1 protein-coding gene is annotated in these 11,427 nt (G+C 67.1%); it reads right to left on the minus strand.

What is annotated here, in order from left to right; all coding sequences use genetic code 11:
• Nucleotides 1-68 precede the first annotated feature (68 nt).
• Nucleotides 69-11,427: non-ribosomal peptide synthetase (locus DK926_RS14560; RefSeq protein ID WP_133299114.1), on the minus strand; the 11,359-nt coding region annotated here is incomplete at its 5' end.

Raw genomic sequence — 11,427 nt, forward strand, 5'->3', positions numbered from 1 at the left:
AGGTCACGATGGTATTCGCTACCGCGCGTTCTGTGACCGAATGAAGCGAAATTCGTCGGAACCAGAAATCATCTGTCGAGATACTCTTCGAGTTCCTTTCCGATTTCCGCGAGAACCTCCGGCTCGATCATTTGATTGTGCGCGCAATCGATCGATCGAATACGTATTTCTCCGGACACGAACGAATTCCACTGCGACGGTTCTCGTCGAACTCCGTCACCGGATCCCCGTGCGGCCGCGAAGAACAGAACATCACCGTCGAACGCATCCGGAACGAATGCATTCATCAATGCCGTCGAATTCGAGAATCCCGCGTTGATCCGTTCGAGGTGACCGGGCGTCAGGCCGGTGTCCTGTCCGAAGGCGTCGTTCAGCAACGTCACGGCACCGTCGTAGGTCAGGGCAGGTTCGGACTCGTCACGCGAGACGTCCACGCCGAGGCCCTCGAGAAGTTCCTCGACGGTCAGTTCACCCGCGGTCGTCTCGGCAGGATCGAGAACGTAGCTGTCCATGATCGTCAGCGACTCGATCTCCGCACCCGTCGCACGCAACTCGACGGCGACGGCATGCGCGATGGCGCCGCCGAGCGACCACCCGAGCACGTTGTACGGCCCGTCCGGCTGAACCGCGCGGATTTCCTCGACGTACCGGTGTGCGAGTTCCTGGATGGACTCGAACCGCCCACCTTCGGAGATACTCGGCAGCTGCAGACCGTAGACGGGACGGTCGTCGTCGAGGTGCCGCACGATTCCCGAGTAACCCCACGACAGGCCGATTCCCGGGTGGACGCAGAACAACGGCGTTCCGTTGCCCTCGGCGCGCAACGGAATCACGACCGAGAACGCGGCGTCGAGCTGGGATGTCGACGTGCCTTCCCCTGCGTCGATCCGCGCGGCGAGACCGCCTGCCGTCGGATCGAGGAACAGCGCCTGCAGCGGAACCCGGACGCCGACGGCCGCTTCGAGTGCGGGCACGATCCTCGTCGCGACGAGGGACGTACCACCGAGATCGAAGAAGTTGTCGTCGACTCCGACCGTGGTGACTCCGAGGATGTCGGCGAACACCGCGACGACCGCGGTCTCCGTCGGGGTCGACGGCGCACGGTACGGCGTCGATGTCGACCCCAGCTCCGGTACCGGAAGAGCACGGCGATCGAGCTTGCCGACGGGGGTCAACGGAATTTCGTCGAGTTCGACGATCGCCGTCGGCACCATGTGCCGCGGAAGGGATGCGGCGAGGAAGTCGGTCAGCTGCGTCGTAGAGACGCTGTGTTCGTCGTTCACCCGGATGTAGGAGACGAGAACCGTGTCACCCGACGGCGCGGTGTGACCGATCGTCGCCGCGAAGCCGACCGCGTCGTGCTCGGTGAGCGCGGCGTCGATCTCGCCGAGTTCGATGCGGAAGCCGCGCACCTTGACCTGGAAGTCGCTGCGTCCGACGAACTCGATCGTGTGACCGCTCGTCCAGCGAACGACGTCGCCCGTGCGGTACATGCGCTCGCCGGGCTCGCCGAACGGATCCGCGACGAACCGTTCCGAGGTCAACGCGAACCGGTGCAGGTAACCGCGGGCCGTCGCGGGTCCGGCGATGTACAGCTCGCCGGCGACCCCCGCAGGCACGGGCCTCAGTCGCTCGTCCAACACGAGGTAGCGGAACCCGATCGCCGGGCTACCGACGTCGATCGAAGCACCGGCCGCGAGCGGGCCGCCGACGCTGGCCTGGATGGTCGTCTCCGTCGGGCCGTACCCGTTGAACAGTTCGCGTCCGGGCGCCCAGCGGGCGACGAGTTCGGACGTCACCGCCTCGCCGCCGAGCGCGAGCACCTCCACGTCGGGAAGCCGATCGGCGTCGATGGACGCGAGCGCCGCGGGTGTCAGGAACGTGTGCGTCACCCGGTGCGCTTCGAGGTAATCGGCCAAGTCGCTGCCGCCGTAGAGGCCGGGCGGGACGATGACCAGAATCGCACCGACGCCGATGGCCATCGTCATCTCGTACACGGACGCGTCGAAACTCGGTGACGCGTTGTGCGAGATGCGCGATTGCCGCGTCGGGTGGAACCGCAGTGTCACCTCGTGCTCGAGGTTCGACATTCCGCGGTGTCGGACGGCCACACCCTTCGGACGGCCCGTGGACCCCGACGTGTAGATCAAGTACGCCGGATGGTCGAGCTGCAGAGCCGACGTTCGGTCCGCATCGGTCACCGGATCCGTCGGGTACTGCTCGGCATCGGCCACGAACTCCGGGTCGTCCACGACGAGCCAGGTGACGCTGTCCGGCAACTGATCTCGGAACGCAGACAACGTGAGGCCGATCGGAGACCGGGAGTCGTCCAGCATGTGAGCGATGCGCTCGGATGGGTAGTTCGGATCGACGGGGAGGAACGCGGCGCCCGATTTGGTGACGCCCCATGTCGAGACGACCGATTCGATCGACCGCGGCATCGCGAGCGCCACGTACGTCTCCGGTCCCGCGCCGTAATCGATGAGCATGCGCGCGATCTGGGTCGAGACGGAGTCCAGTTCGGCGTACGTCAGCGTTCGGTCGAGGTACTCGAGGGCGATGCCGTCGTGATTTTCCCGGACGGCATGCGCGAGAATTTCGGGCCACGTCGAGGGTTCTCCCCCGTCGTCGCCGCGCGCAGGCGCGAACAGCGGCCGTTCGGTCTCGGTGAGGATGTCGATGTCGCCGAGTGGAGCATCGGGTGCGCCGATCGCCGCATCGAGGATGCGTACGAAGCGTTCGGCGAACGAGTGCACGGTCGACGGTTCGAACAGCGCGGTCGCATAGTCGATCGCACCGTCGATACCGGCGGGTGCGCCCTGTTCGTCGAACGTTTCGGACAGCAGCAGTTGCAGATCCTGCTTGGCCACCGGCACGTCGATGTCGACGCCTTCCACGACCAGGCCCGGCAGGTCGAGTCGCGCCCGTTCGTTGTTCTGGAACGACAACGCGACCTGCGACAACGGCGCATACGCGGTGGAACGCGACGGGTTGAGCACCTCGACCACCCGCTCGAACGGGATGTCACCGCGCGCGAACGCTTCGAGGTCGTCGTGTACGAGGCGTCGCAGAAGCGCATCGAACGACTCGGCGCCCACGACGACGGTCCGCAGCACGAGGGTGTTGACGAACATGCCGACGATTTCGTCGAGTGCCGCCTCGCCGCGGCCGGCGATCGGAGTCGAGATGGCGATGTCGTCGGTGCCGCTGAGCCTGGACAGAGTCACCGCGAACGCACCGTGCACGATCATGAACATCGTCGCCGGGTGAGTCCGGGCGAACTCGGTCAGCCTGACGTGCAGTTCGGCGTCGATCGTGAATCGGACGCGGCCACCGACGAATGTCTGCGTGGTCGGACGGGGCTTGTCCGTCGGCAACGGAAGCAGCTCGGGCAGACCGCGCAGCGTCGTGCGCCAGTACTCGAGCTGACGTGAGGCGATGCTCGTCGGATCGTCCTCGTCGCCGAGCAGCTCGCGCTGCCACAGCGTGTAGTCGGCGTACTGCACCTCGAGCGGTTCCCACGCGGGAGCCGTCGACTGCGTTCGTGCCAGGTACGCGGTCATGACGTCGCGAGCCAGCGGCGCCATCGACGCGCCGTCGGCCGAGATGTGGTGCACGACGACGGTGAGGACGTGGACGGGCTCGTCGGGCGACGGGACCTCGAACACCGCGAGGCGGATCGGAATCTCGGTCGCCACGTCGAAACCGACGCCGACGAAGCGTCCGACGGCCTCGTGAATGTCGTTCTCCTCCACCGGCGTCACGACGACCGTCGGAAGGACGTCCTCGGTGCGGTGTACGAGCTGCTGCGGTCCATCGGCTCCGGCGGGGAACGTCGTGCGCAGCGACTCGTGCCGATCCAGCAGGTCCGACACCGCCGCCGTCAACGCGGCCGGATCGAGCTCGCCGGTCAGCCGGACGACGAGAGGCACGTTGTACGCCGGTGACGACGGGTCGAAGCGGTTGATGAACCACATCCGCTGCTGCGCGAGCGACAGCGGAATCTCCGCAGGTCGCGCTTTCGCGCCGAGTACCGGACGGCCGTCCACAGCCGAAGATCCGCGGACGAGTGCGGCGAGCGCCGCCACCGTCGGGGCTTCGAAGATGGCTCGAACACCGAGGCTGCTCGACGTCGTCGCATTGACACGCGCGATCACGCGCGTTGCGGACAGCGAGTCGCCACCGCGGTCGAAGAATCCGTCCAGTGCTCCGACGCGGTCGACTCCGAGGATGTCGGCGAACACCGCGGCGACCGCTTCTTCCTCCGCGTCGCGCGGCGCGACGTAGTCGGCGGTCTCGGCACCGAACTCGGGTGTCGGCAGTGCTCGGCGATCGAGCTTGCCGACGGGCGTCAGCGGAATCTCCTCCAGCGGAACGATGATCGACGGCACCATGTGTCCGGGCAGGCTGGCGGCCGCGTGTTCGGTCAGTACCGACACGTCGAGTTCCGCCGTCCGGTCCACCGGACGAACGTACGACACGAGAACCGTAGTGCCGGAGGGTGATTCGGCGCCCACCGTCGCGACGAAGTCGACGCTCGGGTGCGAGGACAACACTGCGTCGATCTCGCCGAGCTCGATACGGAAGCCGCGCACCTTGACTTGGAAGTCGCGCCGTCCCACGTATTCGACTGTGCGTTCCGGCGTCCACCGAACGACGTCACCGGTGCGGTACATCCGCGTTCCCGGCTTGCCGAACGGATTGGCGACGAACCGCTCCGCGGTGAGGCCGGGACGATCGTGGTAGCCGCGTGCCAGGCCTGCGCCCGCGAGGTAGAGCTCTCCCTGCACGCCGACGGGAACCGGCTGCATCCGGCCGTCGAGGACGACCGCTTCCACGCCGCGGATCGGGCCGCCGATGGTGAGCAGCGAATCGCCGTCGAGCGGATCGCTGATGTTCGACATGATGGTGGTCTCGGTCGGGCCGTATCCGTTGAACAGGGCACGGCCGGGCGCCCACGTCGTCACGAGCTCGGCAGGTACTGCTTCGCCGCCGACGACGACGTTTTCGAACGTGTCGAGCCCGATCGGATTCACCGAGGCCAACACAGCGGGCGTGATGAACGCGTGCGTGACGCCTTCCGCCTCGATGATGGCCCGTAGTTCGTCGCCGCCGTAGACGGTGGGCGGGACGATCACCATGGTCGAGCCTGCACCGAACGCCAGCAGATATTCGAGTACGGACGCGTCGAAGCTCGGCGAGGACACGTGCAACGTCCGAGCGTCCGGCGTCAGCGAGTACCGATCGATCTGTTCGTTCGCGAAATTCTCCAGGCCGCTGTGGGTGACGACGACGCCCTTGGGCAGACCCGTCGAACCCGATGTGTAGATCGCGTAGGCCGCGCTGGACATGTCGACGCCTGCGACGCGTTCGGTCTCGGTGAGCGGCTCGGACGACAACGACGCCAGTTCGGACTCGGTGTCGACGTCGTCGACGACGATCCAGGGCTCACCGCCGACGAGTCCGGCCGGAAGATCGTCGCGACTCGCAGTCGTGGTGATGCCGAATCGGGCGGCCGAATCGGACAGCATGTGGTCGATGCGATCGCGTGGATAGCCCGGGTCCACCGGAACGAATGCCGCTCCGGTCTTGGCGACGGCCCACACCGCGACGACCGACTCCACCGACCGAGGAAGGCCGAGCGCAACGAACGTCTCGGCTGCCACTCCGCGGCGCAGCAGCAGGCGTGCCAGCTGCGACGACCGGCGATCGAGTTCGCGGTAGTCGACGGACCTGCCGTCGTAGCGCAGCGCGATCCGATCGGGATCCATCGACGCCGCACGCTCGAAGACCTGCGCGAGCAACCGCGTCGACCCGCCTTCGAGTCCCGAGACGGGTGCCAGCGCGTCGTGCTCCGCGTCGTCGAGCAGCCTGATGCCTGCGACCGGCCTGCGGTCGTCGGACAGCATCGCGTGGAGCACGCGTTCGACGCGGCCGACGATGCGCTCGACCTCGTTCTCGGCGAACAGGTCCGGGAGATACTTCGCCTTCAGATGCAGTCGATCGTCCACCGACGCGACGAGCGTCAGTGGATAGTGCGCGGCGTCCTTGCCCACCACGTCGGCGACACGCATGCCTGCGATGTCGGTGTCCTCCGACAGTCCCGCGCGATCGACAGGATACGACTCGAACACGGTGAGGGTGTCGAACGCGACGCCGGCGCCGGCGGCACGCTGAATCTCGGTGAGACCCATGTAGTGGTGATCGAGCAGTGACGCCTGCTCCACCTGGATCCGGTCGACGAGATCGCCGATCGGCTCTGCCGGGTCGAGTGTGACGCGGACCGGCAGCGTGTTGATGAACAGGCCGATCATGGACTCGATGCCCGGAATCTCCGGCGGTCTACCCGAGACGGTGGCGCCGAAGACGACGTCGTGACGACCGGTCAACGTGGCCAACACGATTCCCCACGCGCTCTGCACGAACGTGTTGAGCGTCGCACCGCGCTGAGCCGCACGGTCGCGAAGTGCCGCCGTCGTCTCCAGAGGCAGCGATCGCGTCGTCTCGAGCGACACCGTCGACAACTGACGGCCGCGGTCCGCGGCGGCCAGCAGCGTCGGCTCCTCGACACCCGCGAGCGCCCGAACCCATTGTGCCGTCGACACTTCCGGGTCCTGCTTCTTCATCCACGACAGATAGTCACGGTATGCAGGCACCCGCGGCAGCATCGAGTCGTCGCCCGCCGTCGCGTACAGCGTCAGCAGTTCCTTGATGAGAAGTGGGGTGGACCAGCCGTCCAGCAGTATGTGGTGATTGGTCAGCAGCAGTCGCCACTCGCCGTCGGCCTTCGTGATCAGGGTGAACCGGAGCAACGGCGCACGATCGAGCACGAACCGCGTGCCCCTGTCCTCGGCCAGGACGGATTCCAGCGCGCTGTCGGCGTCGTCGGTGCCGCGGAGGTCGACCTGCTTCCACGGCACCCGGACCCCGGTCTGTACGACCTGCACGGAGTGGCCTGCGGCGTCGTGCACGAACGCGGTACGCAGGTTCGCGTGGCGATCCAGCAGCGTCTGAGCTGCCGCCTTCATGCGCGTCGCGTCGACCGTTCCGCGAAGCTCGAGGCCGAGCTGCACCATGTACGCGTCGACGCCGTCGTCGGCACCCGCTGCGACTCCGTGTCCCACCTCGCCCGCGAGGCGCGCGTGGAACAGCAGACCCGACTGCAGAGGCGACATCGACCAGACGTCGTCGAGCGCCGGGAAGCGCTGTTCGAGGTCCACGATCGTCGCCTGGTCGAGATCGACGAGCTCGAGGTCGGACGGGGTGTATCCACCCGCATCGGTACCTGCCGCATGCACCGTCAGCGCCGTCAGCGCTTCGATCCACAGTTCGACGAGCCGCTCCACCTCGGACGTGGACAACACGCCCGTCGGGAACGCGAACGTCGCGTCGAGCACCGGCCCGGCAGGCGTCGAATTGGTGACTGCATTGATGTCGAGCAGCGCGGGGACCGGCATCGTCGGATTCTGTGCATCCCCGAGGGTCGCGTCGGACACCGGAATCCAGCCGACGTCGTCCATGCCCTCGGTCGACGCGGTCGCGAACCGGCCGAGGTAGTTGAAGCTGACCTGCGGACGATCGAATCCGCTCAGTGCCTGCCCACCCTGATCGGTCAGGTAGCGCAGCAGGCCGAAGCCGATGCCATGGTCCGGGATGCCGACCAGCTGTTCCTTGATCGTCTTGATCGCGTCGCCGGCGGAACTACCCGCGACGAACGCGTCGGCGACGTCGATGCCGGCGAGGTCGAGCCGAACCGGGAAGATGGTCGTGAACCACCCGATCGTGCGGCCGAGGTCGGCGCCGGGAACGACGCCTTCCTCACGCCCGTGGCCCTCGAGGCTCACGAGCGCGTTGTCGACGTCCGCGCCGCGTTCGCGGCGCCACGCGGTCAACGCCAATGCCAGACCGGTCAGCAGCCCGTCGCTCACGCTGCCGTGGAACGCTTCGGGCAGCGTCGTCAGCAGATGTTCGGTGACCTCGACGGGCAGCGACGCCTTCACTCGATCGACGGTGGCGTCGACGTCGATCGCCGGGTCGAGCGCCCGCGTGCCGATGAGCGGGTCGTCACCGGTCAGAATCCGAGTCCACAGCGGGAGCTCGGATGCACGACGTTCCGCGACCTCGGCGAGACCGGTGGCCCAGCGCCGCATCGATGTCCCCGTCTCGGCCAGATCGGGATTCTCTCCTGCCACGATCCGTGCCCACGCCGTCGCGAGGTCGGGCACCAGGATCCGCCAGGAGACGCCGTCGATCACCAGGTGGTGAGCGACGATCAGCAGACGGCCCGCGCCCGCTTCCGTGGCGAACCAGACCATCTGGATCATTCGTCCGTCGGCGGGGTCGAGGCGATCGGCGGCGGCGTCGAGTTCGCGCGCGGCGACGGCGGAGAACTCGTCGCCGACGACGGTGTCCACGACGACGCGGTGGATCACCGATGCTGCGGCGATCGTTCCCTCCGGAGCGACAGTCTCGGTCCAGTCTCCGATTTCGTTGTGGTACAACCGCGCTCGGAGCATGTCGTGGCGGTCGAGCACCGCTTGCACGGTGCGATCCAACACGTCGGAGTCGATCGACGGCGGCAGCTGCAGCAAGGCCGTCTGCGTGTAGCGACCGAAGTGCTCGCTCCGCCCCAGCATCCACTGCACGATCGGAGTGAGCGGCAGGTCGCCGACTCCCCCGCCCGGAAGTTCTTCGAGCACGACGACGTCGGTGGCGCTGCCGAACTTGGCGACCTCGGCGAGCGACGCGACGGTCTTGCGCTCGAAGATGTCCCGCGGCGCGATGACCAGACCGGCCGCCTTCGCACGTGACACCAACTGGATCGACATGATGCTGTCGCCGCCGAGCGCGAAGAACGAGTCGTCGACGCCGACCGCGTCGAGACCGAGCACCTCGGCGAACAGCGATGCGAGCCGCTCCTCGACCGGGGTAGCGGGTGCTCGGCTCTGCGTGACGCGCGACGCGAAGTCCGGGGCAGGCAGTGCGCGACGGTCGAGCTTGCCGTTGGCGGTGAGCGGCAGCTCGTCGATCACGAGGAGCGCCGCGGGAACCATGTAGGACGTGAGCGTCGCGCCGACGAACTCGAGCACGGCCGACGGTTCGACGGTGCGGCCCGATTCGGGCACGACGTAGCCGACGAGTCGATCTCCTGCCCCGTCGTCACGGACCGTCACGACCGCCTGGGCCACCCCGTCGAAGTTCGACAGCGCCGACTCGATCTCACCGAGTTCGATGCGGAATCCGTGCAACTGGATCTGTGTGTCGCTGCGGCCGAGGTATTCGAGGCTCCCGTCACGGTTCCAGCGCGCGGTGTCGCCGGTGCGGTACATGCGCGTACCGGTGGCGGACTCCGGATCGGCGACGAAACGGGTCGACGTCAGCGCCGTGCGGCCGAGGTAACCGCGGGAGAGCTGTGCACCCGAAACGTACATCTCACCCGTGACACCCGGCGGAACGAGCCGCAGGCGGTGGTCGCGAACCGACACGGTCAGCCCCGGTAGAGCCTGCCCGATGACGCTTGCGGACGCCGACGCGGCGAAGTCCGCGGTCAACGGCAGGTAGCTGACGTGCACCGTCGTCTCGGTGATGCCGTACATGTTGACGAGGGTCGGAGCATTCTCGTCGTGACGTGCATACCACCGACCGAGCTGGGCCAGGTCGAGGGCCTCACCGCCGAAGACGATGTAGCGCAACGCAAGTCGGCCTGCCTCGGCGGGTGCGACTCGGTCGGCCTCGGCGAATTGGTAGAACGCCGTCGGTGTCTGGTTGAGCACCGTGACCTGTTCGGAGACCAGCAGTTCGCGGAACTTCTCCGGCGAGCGAGCCGTGTAGTAGTCGACGATGACGAGCTTGCCGCCGTACAGCAGCGGTCCCCACAGCTCCCACACCGAGAAGTCGAACGCGTACGAGTGGAACATCGTCCACACGTCGGTGTCGTCGAAGCCGAACTTGTCGATCGTGTTCTCGAACAGCGTCGCGACCGTCGTGTGCGTGACCTGAACACCCTTGGGGCGTCCGGTGCTTCCGGACGTGTAGATGACGTAGGCGATCGAGTCCGCGGACGCTTTGCCGAGGCGGTCCTCGTCGCCGAGCACGTCGGACGACAGCCGCTCCAGTGCGGACGCGGTCTCCGGGTCGTCGACGAGCACCGAGGTGGTGCCGTCGGTCGGCACCGATCCGATGTCCGCCGTCGTGGAGACGACGCACACCGGGCTGGCGTCGTCGAGCATGAACGCCAGCCGGTCCGCCGGATAGGTGACGTCGACCGGGAGGTAGCCGCCGCCCGCCTTCAGTACTGCGAGCAGCACCACGACGAGGTCGGCGGTGCGCGGCATCGCCACCGCGACGAGTGTCTCGGGTCCGACGCCGACGGAGACCAGATGTCGCGCAAGCCGATTCGCGCGTGCGTCCAGGTCTGCGTACGTGTAGGCCGACGTGCCGTCGACGACGGCGACGGTGTCGGCGAAACGGGCTGCAGCCGTTTCGAATCGGCTGGTGAGCGTGTCCTCGGACGGCGTGCGACCCGCATGGTTCCACGTGGACTGCATCGCCGTGACTTCGGCGGGGATGACGATGTCGACGTCACCGACGATGCAGTTCGGGTCGGCGGTGACGGCCTCGACGATGGCGGAGAACCGGTCCGCGAACATGCGTACCGTCGACTCGTCGAACAAATCGGTGGCGTACGTGATCGCCGCCGACATGCCTGCGGGAGCACCGGATTCGTCGACGTTCTCCGACATCGTCAGCTGCAGATCGAACTTCGCGACGGCAGCGTCGAAGTCGAGCGCGGTGACGACGAGTTCGGGCAGTTCGAGGTGCGGCCGTTCGTTGTTCTGGAACTCGATCAGCACCTGGAACAGCGGCGAGCGATCCGTCGTGCGCAGAGGCGCGAGCTCGTCGACCAGTCGCTCGAACGGTACGTCGGTGTTGTCGAACGCGGCGAGATCGGCGGCACGCGTGCGAGCGAGCAGGTCGGTGAAGCTCACGTGCGGTGAGACCTCCGTGCGCAGCACGAGGGTGCCGACGAACATGCCGACGAGCTTGTCGAGGCCTGCTTCGCCGCGACCGGCGATCGGCGTACCGACGGCGATGTCCTCGGTGCCGCTCAATCTGGCCATCAACAGTGCCCACGCGGCGTGTACCGCCATGAACACCGTCGAATGCGCCTCTCGCGCAATGTCGATCAACGCGCGGTGCACCGACGGCGCGAATTCGAACTTCACCGTGGCGCCGCGCATCGACTGCTGCGCGGGCCGCGGTCGATCCGTGGGCAACGGCAGCAGATCCGGAAGATCGGCCAGCTCACGCGACCAGAACGCCAACTGCGACGACATCACCGACGCCGGATCGTCCTCGTCACCGAGCAACGCACGCTGCCACAACGTGTAATCGGCATACTGCACCGGCAACGGCTCCCAATACGGC

It is taken from the genome of Rhodococcus sp. Eu-32 (genome assembly GCF_003336925.1).
Taxonomy (GTDB): Bacteria; Actinomycetota; Actinomycetes; order Mycobacteriales; family Mycobacteriaceae; genus Rhodococcoides; species Rhodococcoides kyotonensis_B.